The sequence below is a fragment of the Streptomyces sp. ISL-98 genome (assembly GCF_018614055.1).
In the GTDB taxonomy this organism is placed as follows: domain Bacteria; phylum Actinomycetota; class Actinomycetes; order Streptomycetales; family Streptomycetaceae; genus Streptomyces; species Streptomyces spiramyceticus.
The window spans coordinates 86,539-101,417 of record NZ_JAGGPB010000013.1; the positions used below are offsets into that span (position 1 = coordinate 86,539).

Consider the following 14,879-nt stretch of genomic DNA (forward strand, 5'->3'; position numbering starts at 1 on the left):
GGGATGTGGTCGGCGTGATCGACACCGACGGCGACTGCGCCGAGTGGTCCTTCCCTGCTGAGCCCAATGCCGTACGCACCGCCCGGCACGCGGTGCGGGAGACGCTGCGTGACTGGGGTCTGCTGGACGCCATCGGCGATGTGACCGTCCTCCTCGTCAGCGAGCTCGTGACCAATTCTTTGCGGCACGCGTCCGGGCCCATCGGCGTCCGGCTCGTACGTCCCGAGGGCGACGGGCACCCCGAATCCGCTCCCGCCGGGCCGCGCGTCCTCCTGGTCGAGGTGTCGGACCCGCTTCCGGATCCGCCGCTCGAACGCCTCGCCGGGCCGGATGACGAGGGAGGACGCGGAATGCAGCTGGTGGCCTGTTCTGCACAGCGGTGGGGTACTCGTCGTGGCAGGACGGGCAAGACGGTGTGGTTCGAGCTGGCCCTCCCTGGTTAGAAGAGTGAAGGGACAACGATCAAGGAGCGGAATCTTTCCCGGCCGAAGCGGACTCGTTCCCGGCCGAAAAGGAACGAGACCGTGCTGTGATCGTGAACGCCGTGCAGGTTGGGACCGTAGTGCTGAATACTGCGGGAAGGACCGGTCCGGTGCGTTGAGCTGGAGGGGACGGTCGCGTGAACGAGATATCAGCGGCAGCGGGCGAAGTGATGTGGCAGAACAGCCCGCCCGGCTCTATCTACGACTACATCAGAGTCGCGTCCTTCTCGATCGGTGCCGACGGACTGGTCGATCAGTGGAGCAGGCGAGCCGAAGAGCTGTTCGGCCTGGCCGCAGGGGATGTCGTGGGCAAGGACCCGGTCGAGGCGTTCATGCCCGCCGAGGTCCGCATACGCGGTCACCACCGCGTCGCCGAAATTCTCGACGGCAAGGAGTGGACGGGCCTCGTCCCGTTCCGGATGCCGGGCCGCCAGGGAGCGCACGGCGTCGCGGAGATCTATGTGATGCCGAGCCTCACCGCCGACGGCGAACGCGGCGCGGTCTGCATCGTCGTCGACGTCCGCGCACTGCGCCGGATCGAAAGCGACCTCGCTTCCTCGCAGGCCATTTTTGGCCAATCTCCTTTCGGCTTCCTCTTGTTCGGTACGGACCTCACGGTGCAGCGCGCGAACAAGCGGTTCGCCACCGTCTTCGGCGGCGCCGCCGAAGACCACCGGGGCCGCACCGTCCAGGACTACCTCGCCCGCCCCGAGGCCGAGCGGATGACCGCCGCCCTCCAGCGGGTCCTGGAGACCGGCGAATCCGTCACCGACATGCAGATCGTCGGCACCGCCCCCGACAGCACCGAGCGCAGACACTGGTCCGTCAACCTCTACCGGGTGCACAGCGGATCCGGCCGCCCTGTCGGCGTCGCCGGGCTCGGCATCGACGTGACCCGCCGCCACGTCGCCGCCCGCGAGGCCGACGACGCCCGCCGCAACCTCGCCCTGCTGAACGAGGCCGGCGCCCGTATCGGGAACTCCCTCGACCTGGAGACCACCGCCCGCGAACTCCTCGACGTAGCCGTCCCCGGCTTCTGCGACCTCGCCTCCGTCGACCTCTACCAGGGCCTCCTCGCCGGTGACGAAGCCCCGCCGGGCCGCGCCGACGGCAGCGCCGAACTGCGCCGGGTCGCCTTCGCCAGCGCCGTCTCCGACGCCCCGCTGGTTGCCCCCGGATGCGTCGCCGACGGGGACGACCCGGGGCCGGTCGAAGTCGGGGCCGTCCACCGCTACCCGTTCAACTCGCCCTGCGCAGGCGCCCTGCGCACCGCCCGCGTCCAGGTCGTACCGGCGGACGACGGCGGCTTCGTCCACAGCACGCTCGCCGTGCCGATGGTCGCCCATGACACCGTCGTGGGCCTCGCTCAGTTCTCCCGTACGAAGGGCAGCGAACCCTTCGGGGAACGCGACTGGGCACTCGCCACCGAGCTCGCCGCCCGTGCCGCCGTCTGCATCGACAACGCCCGCCTCTACCGGCGCGAACACGAACGCGCCCTGATCCTCCAGCGCAGCCTGCTGCCACCGGGCGACCCGGAGGCCGCGGGCCTGGACATCGCCTGCCGCTACTTGCCGGGCAATACGGCGACCGAAGTGGGCGGCGACTGGTTCGACGTCATCGAACTCCCCGGCCACCGCACGGCCCTGGTCGTCGGCGACGTGATGGGCCGCGGCCTGCGCGCCGCCGTCGCCATGGGTGAACTGCGTACCGCCGTACGGACCTTGGCGCTGCTCGACCTGGAACCCGCCGAAGTCCTCTCGGCGCTGGACGAGATCGCCCGCGGTCTCGGCACACCCAGCGGCGCCCAGCACGCCTCGCGCGCCACCCACAAGGCGCGGGAGGCCGACCTGTCCGAGGTCTACCTCGCGACCTGCGTGTACGCCGTCTACGACCCGGTCACCCGACGCTGTACGTTCGCCAACGCCGGGCACCTGCCGCCCGTCATCGTCGAACCCGGCGAAGAGGCGCTGCTGCTCGACGTACCGCCCGGAATGCCGCTCGGTGTCGGCGGGGAGCCCTTCGAGGAGGTCGAGGTCGAGGTGCCGGAGGGTGCGCTGCTCGCGCTCTACACCGACGGGCTCGTCGAGTCGCGGGACCACCCGCTCGACGAGGGCCTGCTGGCCTTCCGTCGTGCGCTCACCGATCCGTCGCGCCCGCTGGAAGACGTCTGCGACCACGTGCTGAGCACCCTCGACACCCGGCACGGCGAGGACGACATCGCCCTGCTGATGGCCCGCATCCAGGGGCTGCCCGCCGGGGCGGTCGGCGACTGGCAGATGCCGCGCGGGCCGCGCTCGGTGGGACGGGCCCGGGAACTGGCGCGGGCGCAGCTCGTCGCGTGGGGCCTCGAAGACCTGGTCGACACCACGGAGTTGCTGGTCAGCGAGCTGGTCACCAATGCCCTGCGGTACGGCGAGGGCGAGATCAGGCTGCGCCTGCTGCTCGACCGTACGCTCGTCTGCGAGGTCTGGGACGCGGGTCTCGTCCAGCCGCGACGGCGCCGGGCGCGCGACACCGACGAGGGCGGGCGCGGGCTCCAGCTGGTCGGGCTGCTCAGCGCGGCGTGGGGCTCGCGACGTACACCGCGCGGAAAGACGGTGTGGTTCGAACTGGCGCTGCCGGACGGGGACGCGGCGGGGGAGCTCAGCGTCGACGAGCTGCTGAGCCTGTACTGATGATCTCTACTGGCCTCTGGCCTTGAGGGCGGCGAACCGGGCCTCGATCTCGGCTTCGTCACCCCTGTCGAGCTGCTCGAACTGGGCGTCCAGGGATGATGCGGCGAGCTCCTGCTTGCCCATCGCCCTGGCCTCCTCGCGGCGCACCTTGTCCTCGAAGCGGCTCAGCTCGCTCGTCGGGTCGAGGAGGTTGACGCTCTTCACGGCGTCCAGCATCCGGGTGTGCGCCTGGGCGGCCTTGGCGCGGGCCGCCAATTCGTCGCGTTCGGCGGAGAGTTCGGCAAGCTTGGCCTTCATCTGGATCAGGCCCGCCTTCAGCGGTTCGACGACCTCGGTCTGCGCGGCGATCACCGGCTCGGCGGCCTCCGCCTCCTTCTCGGACTGAAGCTGCCGCTGGAGTGCGACCTTGGCGAGGTTGTCGAACCTGTCCGCCTCCGCGACCGACCCCGTGGCGCGCTTCTCGTCGGCCCTCCGGCTGACGGCGAGCGCCTTGGTGCCCCAGGCGTTGGCCGCGTCGACGTCTTCCCGCTGGTCCTGTTCGAGGAGGCGCAGATTGCCGATGGTCGCCGCGACGGCCTCCTCGGAGTCGGAGATGTTGTCGGTGTAGTCGCGGATCAGCTGGTCGAGCATCTCCTTCGGGTCCTCGGCCTGGTCGAGGAGCGCGTTGATGTTGGCCTTCGCGAGCTGGGTCACGCGACCGAGGACGGTCTGCTTGGTCATGCCGTGTCTCCCTGAGAGTGAGTGCTGTACGGGTCAGAACCGGCCACCGCCGCCCCTTCGGCCGCGCGTGCCCCTGCCGCCGAAACTGCCGGGACTGCCGCCGAAGCCCCCACCGCCTCCGCCGCCGTAGCCCCGTCCGAAGCCCCCGCCACGGCCGCCGCCGAGGATGATCCCGCCGAGTACGGCCCCGTTCAGCCCGCCGCCCCTGTCAGCTCCGCCGACTCCGCCGCCCGGGCCGCCGTAGCCGCGTACGTCCTCTTCGGCGAGGTTCCGCGCCTGCCCGGCCAGGACGTACGCCTGCTGCGCCTCGGTGAGTGCGTTCTGCGGGTCGTCCGCCGCCGCGGTGGAACGTTCGAGGTGGCGCTGGGCCTCCGCGAGGCGCGTACGGGCCTGGCTGCCGACAGCGCCCCGGTGCGTGGTGATGTAGTCGGCGGCCGCCCCGACCGCGGCGCGGGAAATGAGCGTCGCCCGGTCCAGCAGGGAGCGCGCACGCTGCCCCGCCGCCCCTCGCTCGCCGGCGCCCGCCAGGGCCTCGTCGAGCAGGGCGTCGGCCTCCTCCACCCGGCGCAGGGCGTCGATCGGGTCGTACCGCCCCGACTGTTCCTCCTGCCGTACGCCGGCGACCACCGACTCCGCGCGGGCGATCCGCCCCTGGAGATCGGCCGCCGCCGACGCGTCCTGGTCGCCGTGGTCGTCCTTGTCGGCGTCCTTGTCGCCCTTGCCGTCCTTGAGCCCCTGCAGCAGGCCGCGCGCGTCCGCGAGATCGGTCTCCGTCTCGGTGAGCGCGCCGGGGAGCTTGCCCGCCGCCTCCGCGAGCTCCTGCGCGCGGCGGTCCACGGCGTCGACGAGGGTGGCCGCCTGGCCGACGGCGCCCTCGGCCGCCCGTACGTACACGGCCGCCTGTCCCGTGTCGCCCGCCCCCGTTTCGCCTGCTACGACGGACTGCCTCGCCCCTTCGAGGGCGGTGGCCGCGAAGGCGAGCCGGTCCTCGGCCTGCTCGGCGTGGCCGGCGACCGGTGCGGTGGCGGAGTCGGCGTACCGCTGCCGCAAGGCCGTCAGTGTTGCCCCGGCCGTGCTCGTACGCCCGGTCAGATCACGGAAAGCGGCCTCGGCGGCGGCCAGCGCCTCGGGGGCGTTCGTCTCCAGGGCGCGCAGCTCGTCGAAGGACGCCGACTCGGCGTCGAGGCGGCGGCCGGCCTCCGTACAGCGGGCGACGATTTCGTCCAGCATGTGGCGGCGCGTGTCGTCGCTCTCCGGCAGGGCGTCGTCGAGCTGCTGGCGCAGCCGGAAGGCGACGGCCAGCTCGCTCTTGGCGTCCGCGAGCGCCGCCGCGAAGGGCCCGGCTGCCTCCTCGCCGAACTGGGCGGACGCGAAGCCGAGTTCCTCCTCGCTGGTGCGTACCGCGTCGTCCGTCTCGACGAGTTCCCGATTGGCCCTGGAGTCGAGTTCCGGCAGCGGTTCGGGCTGCGGCGCCTGCGGCTCCTCGACGCCGCCCCACCTGGCGGGCTGTGCCGGCGTGGTGCGGGTGCCGGTCCGCCTCCTGCGCCGGGCGTATGCGTACGCCGCCAGCGCACCGGCGCCGCCGACCGCGACGATGGGCAGCACCAGGTCCCCGGAGCCGCTCTCGCCCGTGCCCTCGCCCCGCTCCGGGTCGGCCTCGCCGGGGGTGATCGCCGGGGTCGGGACGGGCTCCCCGGCGAGCACCGCTTCGTAGCCGTTGGCCGCTCCGATTGCGGCTCCTGCCCAGTCGTTCTCCCTCAGGGCGGGCTCGATCGCGGTCCTGGCGACATCGTCGAGCCCGGCGTCCCCGATGCGGGAGTCCATGTCGACGGAGTAGGCGTACAGCCGGTCATGGGTGGCGACGGCGAGGAGCAGGTCGTCGCGGCCGAGGCCGCTGCGCTCGGCGGTGGCGTCCGCCCAGCTCTGTGCGGGCCTGCCGGAGAAGTCGCGGACGTAGGCGACGAAGAGCTGGATGCGGCGGGCGTCGTAGAGGCTGTCGAGAGCGTCTCCCACCTCGTTCGTGCGACTGCCGAGCGCATCCACCCTGTCCGTGATCTGGCCGTCGCGGGACAGCGATATGGGGTCCTCGGCGTGGGCGGCATGGGCAGCGGGCACGAGGAGACACCACACCGCGACCAGCGTGCTGAGGAGGACCCGGGCGGCTGTTCGCGTCACGTTTGTGAGGCTATGTCCATGCCCGGAGCCCCGCGACCGGACGGTAGGGAACCTCCGGAGCCCCTTATGGAGTCTTGCGCCGCATGGGACGCATGAGGCGCATGGAAGCATTCGTACGACGGTGGAAGAGCCCGCGGCTCAAGTGGCCCAAGCGGATGGCCCTGGCGCTGGTCGTGCTGCTCGTCGCGCCGCTCGCCACCGCAGGCGCCGCGTTGCGGGTCAACTACGCGGGCGACTACGAGGACGGCACGCGCACGCGCGGCCGCGACGCGGTGTGGCTCGGGCACGCCTGGGTCGACGGGCGCAAGAAGGACGCGGACGTCGCCGACTTCGCCGCCCGCATCAAGGGCACCGGGATCAAGGACCTGTACGTCCATGCCGGGCCGCTCGAACACGACGGGACGCTGCCGAAGTCGGCCTACCCGAGAGCGCGCCGGCTCGTCGCGGCCGTACACCGCGAGATGCCCGGCATACGGGTGCAGGCATGGCTCGGCGACAAGCTCGTCACCGAGGGCCCCGACGGGATGCGGCTGGCCGACGCGGACACCCGGGCCGCCGTCGTGCGGTCGACCCGGCAGATCCTCGACGCGGGCTTCGAGGGGGCGCACTTCGACCTGGAGCCGCTGCTTTCCGGCGACCGCCACTACCTCTCGCTGCTCGACGACCTGCGCGACCTGACGAATGAACGGAAGGTGCCGCTGTCGGTCGCCGCCCACCAGATCGATCCGCTGCCGGCCGCGCACGCGGTCAACCGTGCGGTCAGCGGCAGGGAGAAATGGTGGTCGCAGGCGTTCTTCGCCGAAGTGGCGCGCAGGGTCGACCAGATCGCCGTGATGTCGTACGACACGTGGATGCCGCTGGAGAGCCTGTACGGCGGCTACGTCGCGCAGCAGACCGCGCTGGCACTCGAAGTCACGCCCGAGGGGACGGACCTGCTGATGGGTCTGCCGTTCTTCCACGAGGACGACATCGGGCACCACGAGAACGCGGAGACGGTGGCGGCGGCGATCCGCGGCACGAGGCTGGGCCTGGGCCGGACGGACCGCGACCGGGAGCGGTTCGGGGTGGCGCTGTACGTCGACTTCGCGGCGGAGGAGGGCGACTGGGCGGCGTACCGGGCGGGGTGGAACGCGGGGTAGGTCCCCAGACCGTGTCCTCGATCGCCGGACAGGCCGAATTCGGCCCGTCCGGCGATCGCCGCTTGCTAGACCAGCTTGGTCAGCAGCAGCTCCGCGTCCTCCGGCGTCAGCTCGATCCCGAACACGTCGGCGACAACCTTCGGCACCTCGTTCGCTTCGAGCTCCCGCTCCTCGTAGGAGCCGGGCGTCACCGTCATCAGCTTCCGGTTGTCCAGCAGGTGCAGCCGGTCGGGGTGCACGCGCTGCAGGAAGACGCGGCTGCTGAAGGGCGAGTGCGGGCTCGTCGCTATGAAGTGGTTCCCCGTCTGGAAATCGACCGGGTACTGCGGGTCGAGCGTGAAGGTGTGCCGCGCCATCCAGCCGTCACCCGTCTCGTCGCTGAAGCGCTCGCCCGCCGGCTGGTAGAGCGTCCAGCCCTCCGCGCCCGGCGTGACCTCCCCGCGCCGCAGCCGGTACGCCCATACGCCGTCGGACGTCTCGGTCCCGTCCGTCATCTCGATCGGCTCCAGCGGGCTCGCCCCGAAGCCGATGTCGCTGAGCCAGCGCTGCCCGTCGAGCTCCACGACCATCATCGCGTGCGTGGTCGGCAGCATCTTGGGCGCACCCATCCGGATCCGCCCGAGGACCGCGAAGAACTCGAAGCCGAGCCGCTCCAGGGCCGCCGCGTACAGGGACGCGTGCTCGAAGCAGTAGCCGCCGCGCGCGTTGCCGATCATCTTGGCCTGGAGCGTGCCGAGATCGAGCGGGACGTCACCGCGCAGCACCGCGTCCAGGTTCTCCCAGCGCACCGAGAGCACATGCGCGCGGTGCAGCGCGCGCAATGTCTCCAGCGTGGGGGTGCGGTCCCCGTCGTACCCGAGGTGCGCGAGATAGGCGTCCAGGTCGAGTTCGTCGCCGTTCCACATGCGGTAAATCCCCGTTTCATCATGTCAATTGCGTTGAGCATTACGACAGATGAAGCGTGGCGCCCACTACCGGCTATTCCCCTATTCCCCCCGGCGGCGGATCTTGTTCCCCAGCCAGACCAGCGGGTCGTACTTCCGGTCGACCGCCCGCTCCTTGAGCGGGATCAGGGCGTTGTCCGTGATCTTGATGTTCTCGGGGCAGACCTCCGTGCAGCACTTGGTGATGTTGCAGTAACCGAGCCCGTGCTCGTCCTGCGCGGTCTTCTTGCGGTCGAGTCCCGACCCGTCGGCCGCGTCCAGCGGGTGCATGTCCAGCTCCGCGATCCGCATCAGGAAGCGCGGCCCGGCGAAGGAGGCCTTGTTCTCCTCGTGGTCGCGCACCACATGGCACGTGTCCTGGCACAGGAAGCACTCGATGCACTTACGGAACTCCTGCGACCGCTCCACATCCATCTGCTGCATCCGGTACTCACCGGCCGCAACCCCCGGCGGCGGCACGAAAGCGGGCACCTCCCGCGCCTTCGCGTAGTTGAAGGACACATTCGTCACCAGGTCCCGTACGACGGGAAACGCCCGCAGCGGCGTGACCGTGATCGTCTCCTCGCGCGAGAAGACCGACATCCGCGTCATGCACAGCAGCCGCGGCCGCCCGTTGATTTCCGCGCTGCACGAACCGCACTTGCCCGCCTTGCAGTTCCAGCGCACCGCCAGATCGGACGCCTGAGTGGCCTGGAGGCGGTGGATGATGTCGAGGACGACCTCGCCCTCGTTCACCTCGACCTTGAAGTCCTCCAGGTCCCCGCCGTCCGCATCACCGCGCCAGACCCTGAAGGCCGCTGTGTAGCTGCTCATTCGTAGAGCTCCTCTTCGGCGAGGTACTTGACCAGCTCCTCTTTCTCGAAGAGGGCGAGCAGGTCGGAACGGATGGAGTCGGTCGTCTCCCGTACGAGCGAGATCTGGCCCCGCACCGGATCGGCAGGGGCGAGGCCGCCCGTCGGATCGGCCGGCCGGCACAGCAGGTTGATCCGCCGCCACTCCCGCTCCATAGACGGGCAGTCCTCACGGGTGTGACCGCCGCGGCTCTCGGTGCGCTCCAGCGCCGCGCGCGCGATGCACTCGCTGACCAGCAGCATGTTGCGCAGGTCCAGCGCCAGGTGCCAGCCGGGATTGAACTGCCGGTGTCCCTCGACCCCGGCCCGGCGGGCCCGTACCCGCAGCTCGGACAGCTTGTGCAGGGCCTGCACCATCTCCGGCTCCCGCCTGATGATGCCGACCAGGTCGTTCATCGTCTGCTGGAGCTCCTGGTGGAGGGTGTACGGGTTCTCCGGCGGACGGCTGTCCTCCTGGCCCGGCTCGGGGCCCTCCGCGCTGAACGGCCGCAGCGCCTCGGCCGCCGCCGCGTCCACCTGGGCCTCGACCACCTCCGGCCGCGCGGAGCCCACGAAGCCGGTCGCGTACTGCGCCGCGTGCAGCCCGGCCCGGCGGCCGAAGACCAGCAGGTCGGAGAGGGAGTTGCCGCCGAGCCGGTTGGAGCCGTGCATGCCGCCCGCGACCTCGCCCGCCGCGTACAGCCCGGGGACGCCTCGGGTCGCTGCGGTGTCGGAGTCGACGGCGATGCCGCCCATCACGTAATGGCAGGTCGGCCCGACCTCCATGGCTTCGGCGGTGATGTCGACGTCCGCCAGCTCCTTGAACTGGTGGTACATGGACGGGAGCCGGCGCCGGATGACCTCGGCGGGCATCCGCGTCGACACATCCAGGAACACCCCGCCGTGCGGTGAGCCGCGCCCCGCCTTGACCTCGGAGTTGATCGCGCGGGCGACCTCGTCGCGGGGGAGCAGCTCGGGGGGACGCCGGTTGTTGTCCGGGTCCTCGTACCAGCGGTCGCCCTCCTCCTCCGACTGGGCGTACTTCTCCTTGAAGACGTCGGGCACGTAGTCGAACATGAAGCGCTTGCCCTCGGAATTGAGCAGTACGCCGCCGTCGCCGCGCACCGATTCGGTGACGAGGATGCCCTTCACCGACGGCGGCCAGACCATGCCGGTCGGATGGAACTGCACGAACTCCATATTGAGCAGCGGTGCGCCCGCGAGCAGCGCCAGGGCGTGCCCGTCGCCGGTGTACTCCCAGGAATTCGACGTCACCTTGAAGGACTTGCCGATGCCGCCGGTGGCGAGCACGACACTCGGCGCCTCCAGCACGAAGAAACGGCCGGACTCCCGCTCGTAACAGAAGGTCCCGGCGACCTTCTCGCCGTCCTTGAGGACCCTGGTGACCGTGCACTCCTGGAAGACCTTCAACCGGGCTTCGTAGTCGCCGAATTCGCGGAAGTCCTCCTGCTGGAGCGAGACGATCTTCTGCTGGAGGGTGCGGATCAGTTCGAGGCCGGTGCGGTCGCCGACGTGCGCGAGGCGCGGGTATTCGTGCCCGCCGAAGTTGCGCTGCGAGATCTTCCCGTCGGGCGTACGGTCGAAGAGCGCACCCCAGGTCTCCAACTCCCATACGCGGTCCGGTGCTTCGCGGGCGTGCAGCTCCGCCATCCGCCACTGGTTGAGGAACTTGCCGCCGCGCATGGTGTCGCGGAAGTGGACCTGCCAGTTGTCGCCGGCGTTCACATTGCCCATGGACGCGGCGATGCCGCCCTCGGCCATCACGGTGTGCGCCTTGCCGAAGAGCGACTTGCAGATGACCGCCGTACGGGCCCCCTGCTCCCGCGCCTCGATGGCGGCCCGCAGTCCGGCGCCGCCCGCGCCGACCACGACGACGTCCCACTCCTGCCGGTCGAGCTGCGTCATCTGGCACCCTTCATTTTTTTGAACAGCTTTGAGACAGCTTTCAGAACAGCCGCGGGTCGTCGAAGGCGCCGGACGCCAGGAGATAGACGTAGAAGTCGGCGAGGGCGACGCTCACCAGTGACGCCCAGGCGAGCAGCATGTGCCGGTTGTTGAGTCTGCCGACCCAGCCCCACAGCCGGTAGCGCACCGGGTGCTCGGAGAAGTGCTTGAGCTTGCCGCCGACGATGTGCCGACAGGAGTGGCAGGAGAAGGTGTACGCCCAGATCAGCACGATGTTGACGAGGAAGACCAGGGTGCCCAGACCCATGTGGCCCCACTCGTAGTGCTCGTCGCGGAAGGCGAGCACGGTGTCGTACGTGAGGATCCCCGCGACGGGGACGGCGGCGTAGAAGAAGTACCTGTGGAGGTTCTGGAGGATCAGCGGGAAGCGGGTCTCGCCGCTGTACTTCTTGTGCGGCTCGGCGACGGCGCAGGCCGGGGGCGAGGCCCAGAAGCCCCGGTAGTAGGCCTTGCGGTAGTAGTAGCAGGTCAGGCGGAAGCCCAGGGGGAAGATCAGGATCAGCAGGGCGGGGGACAGGCCCCACCAGCTGCCGAAGATCTCCCAGTTGGGGCCGTTCTTCATCGGCTCGCAGTTCTCCGCCAGGCAGGGCGAGTAGAACGGCGAGACGTACGGCGCCGCGTAGTAGTCGGCATTCGCGAAGGCCCGCCACGTCGAGTAGACGATGAAGGCGAGCAGCCCGGCGGCGGTCGCGGCGGGCGCCAGCCACCAGCGGTCGGTGCGCAGATGCCGCGGGGCGATGGCGGCGCGCGAGGTGTCATGGATGCCCGTAGGGGCTTGGGGTTCTGTGCCTGTGGCCAACGAGGACTCCAATGCGTGGCGGTACAGAACGGCGATGGCGCGGCTCGGTACGTACCGGCTACGGCGCGTGCCGGTCGCGTGCCCCGAGTCCCTCGTCGTCCGTGTCCGTCCACAGCGCGTTGTCGTACGGCGCTTCCGGGATGGGCACCAGGTCGGGCCGTTCTCTGGTGGGCGGCAGGTTCGGGGCGGCCTCGCTCAGCAGGGCGAGGCTTTCTCGCAGATGCCCGGCGTCCGTGCGCACGCGTCGCATCTCCAGGCTGCCGCTGCCGATGTGCTGCTCCAGCCGGGCGACCGACCGGTCCAGCTCGTCGAGGCTGCGCTGGACGGCCTTGAGGTCATCTTGCATGGACATGATTGCCCTCACTTCCGCAGTGGGCGGTGGCAACACTCATGCGCCTGCGAGTGTCGCGCGTCACATCCCCTTTTGTGAAGGGACGTGCAGCGATTCTCGGCGCGCGGCTGGCCGCACGCCCCCTTCTGTTGGGCCGCACGGGTGGGGTTGGAGGGGTCTGCCGCCGTGTCGCCCACGGCTCACGCGCGGGGTCCTTTTCAGTGGGAGGGCAATAGATGTGATCAGCTGCATATGCCGCCAAAAGCGAAAAACCGGGCCTATTCCGACGGGGAGTGGGCCGGGCCGGCCCCGGAGGTACCAGCCATGTCCCACGTCGGCGTCCCACGCGGGAAGGCATCCCGCTGCAGGCCCCAGCGCGTCCGCCGTTCCCTCGCGCTCCTCGCCAGCGGTGTGCTCGCGCTCCCCGTACTGGCCGGATGCAGCTCGGGCGACGACGGCACGGCAGCGGTGGCGGCCCCGCAGGACATCGCACCGGCCGGGCGTGGTCAGCTCGCCGACGGCGGCACGGTGCGCTGGGCCACCGACACGACGCCCGCCACCCTCAACGCTTTCCAGGCCGACGCCGACGCCTCCACCAACCGGATCGCGGGCGCCGTACTTCCGTCGCTGTTCACCCTCGACCGCAGGGGCCGCCCGCAGCGCAACGGCGACTATCTGGAGTCCGCCGAGGTCGTCGAGCGCGAGCCCAAGCAGGTCGTCCTCTACAAGCTCAACCAGCAGGCGGTGTGGAGCGACGGCCGCGAGATCGGCGCCCCGGACTTCCTCGCCCAGTGGCGCGCGCTGAGCGGCAAGGACACGGCGTACTGGACCGCCCGCAACGCCGGCTACGAGCGCATCGAGAAGATCGAGCGCGGCGGCGAGGACCTTGAGGTGAGGGTCACATTCAGCAAGCCGTACGCGGACTGGCGCTCGCTCTTCACGCCGCTCTACCCCAAGGACGTGATGGGCAGCCCCGCCTCCTTCAACGACGGGGCCCGCGACCGGCTCAAGCCGACAGCGGGCCCGTTCACGCTCAAGGAGCTGGACCGCGGCAAAGGCGAGGCCACGCTCGTACGCGACCCCCGCTGGTGGGGCCAGACCGCGAAGCTGGACACCCTCGTCTTCCGAAGCGTCCCCCGCGACCAGCGCGCCTACGCGCTGGCCGCCGGTGACCTGGACGTCGCCGAGATCGGCCGGAGCACCGCCGACCGGGCCGCCCTGGCCGCCAGGAACGCGGGCAAGGACAAGCGCAAGGAGAAGGACAAGGGGCTGAACCACGGCCCGGGCACCGCCATCACGCCCGCCTCCGCGCTCAGATCCTGGGCGGTGGCGCACGGCTCGTCCGAGGAGGAGGCCGAGGCCGAGCAGAAGGCCCGCGAGAAGGCCCGCAAGGCGATGCGGAAGTACGCGGCGGAGCAGGCCGTACTGCGCCGCTTCGTCATCCGCAAGTCCCTCGAACCGGCCTACACGCAGCTCGCGCTGAACGGCACATCGGGCCCGCTCACCGACGACCGGGTACGCCGTGCCGTGGCCCGCGCCCTCGACCGCCAGGAGCTCGCCGAGAGCGTACTCAAGCCGCTCGGCCTGCCTGCCCAGCCGCTGGGCAGCCATCTCGCGCTGGCCGGCCAGGAGGCGTACGCCGACAGCAGCGGCGCACTCGGCAGCCAGGACACCCAGGCCGCGCAGGCACTGCTCGCGGACGCGGGCTGGACGCGGGGCGGGGCGGAGCGGCTGCCGGACGGCACGAAGGCGGGCAGCAAGGCCGACAAGAAGAAGACCGACAAGAAGAAGGCCGGGAAGGACGAGGCCGGGAAAGAAAAGAAGGAGAAGAGCAAGCAAAGCGAGTCCGACGACGGCATGTACATCGTCGGCGACGAAGAGAAGCGGGCGAAGAACGACTCCAAGCCGGGCGAGGGCAGCTACGGCTCGGAGCCATCCGGTACGCGCATCCTGGCCCCCGCACCGGCCGCGGCCCTCCAGGGCCGGGTGCTGATGCGGCAGGCCGTCGCGATGGACGGCAGCAAGGAGAAGGACGGCGTCGCTGGCGCCTACGCCCCGCGCGGCACCCCCGCTCCCGCGCCCGCCGGCGCCAAGGGCCCGCTCGGCAAGGACGGCGAGCCGCTGGCGCTGCGCTTCGTGCTTCCGTCCGGCCCCGGCTCCGAGTCGCTGCGTACCGTCGGGGAGAAGATCTCCCGGATGCTGGAGTACATCGGCGTACGCACAGAGATCGTCAAGGTCCCCGACGACAGCTACTTCAGGGACCACATCGCCTCGGGCGACTACGACCTGGCGCTCTATTCCTGGCCCGCGACCGCCTACCCGGCCACCGACGCCCGCCCGATCTTCGCCAAGCCGGAGCCGGCCGCCGACGGGTCGCTGATCGTCGAGCAGAACTACACGCGCGTCGGTACGGACCACATCGACCAGCTCTTCGACCAGGCCATGGCGGAACTGGACCAGAAGGAGGCCCGCGACCTGATGAGGCGGACCGACGCCCGGATCTGGGCCGCGGCGGGATCCATCCCGCTGTTCCAGCGCCCCGAGCTGGTCGCGACCAGGCCGGACCTCGCCAACGTGGGCGCCTTCGGCTTCGCCGCCCCCCGCTACCAGGACATCGGCTTCAAGAAGACGGACGGCTCCAAGCCGAAGAAGAGGTAGCAGCCGGAACCCTCAGGATTGGCTCAAGTCCCTTGCCCGCCGGTGCCCCCGGCGGGCAAGGTCGTTTCCGAACACTGTGACCAAAACCCTTTGACCCGAGGGCCAGCAAAAACCCCTGCCCAAAGCCCCGCCGGGATCCC

General features: G+C 70.6%; 11 protein-coding genes. 4 read left to right on the forward strand and 7 right to left on the reverse strand.

Features of this window, described 5'->3' with window-relative positions:
* Window positions 1–5 precede the first annotated feature (5 nt).
* Together J7I98_RS09730 and J7I98_RS09735 are read left to right on the forward strand one after the other, a co-directional pair.
* Window positions 6–443 carry an ATP-binding protein gene (locus J7I98_RS09730; protein ID WP_214920223.1) on the forward strand — a complete coding sequence of 146 codons (438 nt, stop codon included), beginning with the start codon at window positions 6–8 and terminating at the stop codon, window positions 441–443.
* 209 nt (window positions 444–652) lie between these two features.
* A complete protein-coding gene (locus J7I98_RS09735; protein WP_214920370.1) occupies window positions 653–3,157 on the forward strand; it encodes a SpoIIE family protein phosphatase in 2,505 nt (834 codons plus the stop codon).
* 6 nt (window positions 3,158–3,163) lie between these two features.
* On the opposite strand, the gene J7I98_RS09740 is transcribed toward J7I98_RS09735, so the two are convergent.
* Both J7I98_RS09740 and J7I98_RS09745 read right to left on the reverse strand, forming a co-directional pair.
* Window positions 3,164–3,877 (reverse strand): PspA/IM30 family protein, encoded by a 714-nt coding sequence (locus J7I98_RS09740; protein WP_214920224.1) that lies wholly within the window; start codon window positions 3,875–3,877, stop codon window positions 3,164–3,166.
* 33 nt (window positions 3,878–3,910) lie between these two features.
* Complete coding sequence (locus J7I98_RS09745) at window positions 3,911–6,052, reverse strand: TPM domain-containing protein (protein WP_308377719.1); 2,142 nt, start codon at window positions 6,050–6,052, stop codon at window positions 3,911–3,913.
* A 92-nt stretch (window positions 6,053–6,144) separates the two neighbouring features.
* Here J7I98_RS09745 and J7I98_RS09750 point away from each other — a divergent pair, with 92 nt between their 5' ends.
* Entirely contained in the window at window positions 6,145–7,191 is a 1,047-nt protein-coding gene (locus J7I98_RS09750; RefSeq protein WP_251020419.1) for a hypothetical protein, read from the forward strand.
* A 65-nt stretch (window positions 7,192–7,256) separates the two neighbouring features.
* On the opposite strand, the gene J7I98_RS09755 is transcribed toward J7I98_RS09750, so the two are convergent.
* The 5 genes from J7I98_RS09755 to J7I98_RS09775 form a co-directional block, all read right to left on the reverse strand.
* On the reverse strand, window positions 7,257–8,096 hold the full coding sequence (locus J7I98_RS09755) for an arylamine N-acetyltransferase (RefSeq protein WP_214920226.1): 840 nt from the start codon (window positions 8,094–8,096) through the stop codon (window positions 7,257–7,259).
* An 81-nt stretch (window positions 8,097–8,177) separates the two neighbouring features.
* Window positions 8,178–8,948 (reverse strand): succinate dehydrogenase/fumarate reductase iron-sulfur subunit, encoded by a 771-nt coding sequence (locus J7I98_RS09760; RefSeq protein WP_214920227.1) that lies wholly within the window; start codon window positions 8,946–8,948, stop codon window positions 8,178–8,180.
* Window positions 8,945–10,891 (reverse strand): fumarate reductase/succinate dehydrogenase flavoprotein subunit, encoded by a 1,947-nt coding sequence (locus tag J7I98_RS09765; protein ID WP_214920228.1) that lies wholly within the window; start codon window positions 10,889–10,891, stop codon window positions 8,945–8,947. The genes J7I98_RS09760 and J7I98_RS09765 overlap by 4 nt, the downstream gene beginning before the upstream one ends.
* A 40-nt stretch (window positions 10,892–10,931) precedes the next feature.
* Window positions 10,932–11,750, reverse strand: a complete 819-nt coding sequence (locus tag J7I98_RS09770; RefSeq protein ID WP_214920229.1) for a hypothetical protein — start codon at window positions 11,748–11,750, stop codon at window positions 10,932–10,934.
* A gap of 58 nt (window positions 11,751–11,808) precedes the next feature.
* Window positions 11,809–12,102, reverse strand: a complete 294-nt coding sequence (locus tag J7I98_RS09775; protein WP_214920230.1) for a hypothetical protein — start codon at window positions 12,100–12,102, stop codon at window positions 11,809–11,811.
* A 723-nt stretch (window positions 12,103–12,825) separates the two neighbouring features.
* On the opposite strand from J7I98_RS09775, the gene J7I98_RS09780 reads away from it, so the two are divergent.
* A complete protein-coding gene (locus tag J7I98_RS09780) occupies window positions 12,826–14,739 on the forward strand; it encodes an ABC transporter substrate-binding protein (RefSeq protein WP_374225103.1) in 1,914 nt (637 codons plus the stop codon).
* Window positions 14,740–14,879 lie beyond the last annotated feature (140 nt).

Excerpts from the sequence above, each read along its gene's own strand:
- J7I98_RS09750 (WP_251020419.1), top strand. The coding sequence starts at position 6,145 with ATGAGGCGCATGGAAGCATTCGTACGACGGTGGAAGAGCCCGCGGCTC.
- J7I98_RS09735 (WP_214920370.1), top strand. The coding sequence starts at position 653 with ATGTGGCAGAACAGCCCGCCCGGCTCTATCTACGACTACATCAGAGTC.
- J7I98_RS09775 (WP_214920230.1), bottom strand. The coding sequence starts at position 12,102 with ATGTCCATGCAAGATGACCTCAAGGCCGTCCAGCGCAGCCTCGACGAG.
- J7I98_RS09740 (WP_214920224.1), bottom strand. The coding sequence starts at position 3,877 with ATGACCAAGCAGACCGTCCTCGGTCGCGTGACCCAGCTCGCGAAGGCC.
- J7I98_RS09755 (WP_214920226.1), bottom strand. The coding sequence starts at position 8,096 with ATGTGGAACGGCGACGAACTCGACCTGGACGCCTATCTCGCGCACCTC.
- J7I98_RS09760 (WP_214920227.1), bottom strand. The coding sequence starts at position 8,948 with ATGAGCAGCTACACAGCGGCCTTCAGGGTCTGGCGCGGTGATGCGGAC.
- J7I98_RS09765 (WP_214920228.1), bottom strand. The coding sequence starts at position 10,891 with ATGACGCAGCTCGACCGGCAGGAGTGGGACGTCGTCGTGGTCGGCGCG.